Source organism: Polaromonas sp. AER18D-145 (assembly GCF_002379095.1).
Classification (GTDB): Bacteria; Pseudomonadota; Gammaproteobacteria; order Burkholderiales; family Burkholderiaceae_C; genus Polaromonas.
The window spans coordinates 1-991 of the sequence record NZ_NBZV01000119.1 but is presented as its reverse complement, the minus strand read 5'-3'; the positions used below and the strand labels follow the sequence as shown (position 1 = coordinate 991).

Below are 991 nucleotides of genomic sequence, written 5' to 3'. Positions count from 1 at the left end.
GTAGTTGTTGAAGAAAGGGGTGTGGCGGCCGCCCTCGTCCTTGGACAAGACATAGATCTCGCCAGTGAAGTGGGTGTGGGGCTTGATCGAACCGGGCTTGCACAGCACCTGGCCGCGCTGGACGTCTTCGCGCTTGGTGCCGCGCAGCAAGATGCCGACGTTGTCGCCGGCCTGGCCCTGGTCGAGCAGCTTGCGGAACATTTCCACGCCGGTGCAGATGGTTTTCTGGGTATCGGCAATGCCGACGATCTCGATTTCCTCGCCGACCTTGACCACGCCGCGCTCGATACGGCCGGTCACGACGGTGCCGCGGCCGGAGATGGAGAACACGTCTTCGACGGGCATCAGGAAGGCGCCGTCCACGGCACGCTCTGGCAGGGGGATGTAGGTGTCGAGGGCGTCGGCCAGCCTCATGATGGCCTGCTCGCCCAGGGGACCTTTGTCGCCTTCCATGGCGAGCTTGGCGCTGCCGTGGATGATGGGGGTGGCGTCGCCGGGGAAGTCGTATTTGTCGAGCAGCTCGCGCACTTCCATCTCAACGAGTTCGAGCAGCTCGGCGTCGTCAACCATGTCGCATTTGTTCAGGAACACGATGATGTAAGGCACGCCGACCTGGCGGGCCAGCAGGATGTGCTCGCGGGTCTGGGGCATGGGGCCGTCAGCGGCGGAACACACCAGGATCGCGCCGTCCATCTGGGCGGCGCCGGTGATCATGTTTTTCACATAGTCGGCGTGGCCGGGGCAGTCGACGTGGGCGTAGTGGCGGTTGGCCGTCTCGTACTCGACGTGGGCGGTGTTGATGGTGATGCCGCGGGCTTTTTCTTCCGGAGCCGCGTCGATCTGGTCGTAACCCTTGGCTTCGCCGCCGAACTTGGCTGCAAGCACGGTCGTGATCGCTGCCGTCAGGGTGGTCTTGCCATGGTCAACGTGTCCAATCGTGCCTACGTTGACGTGCGGCTTGGTCCGCTCAAATTTGCCTTTTGCCATTTTT

1 protein-coding gene is annotated in these 991 nt (G+C 63.2%); it reads right to left on the bottom strand.

Annotated features, from left to right (window positions below; translation table 11 throughout):
* The coding region (gene tuf / locus B7G52_RS23115) for an elongation factor Tu (RefSeq protein ID WP_096699992.1) at positions 1–987 on the bottom strand (987 nt) is incomplete at its 3' end.
* Positions 988–991 lie beyond the last annotated feature (4 nt).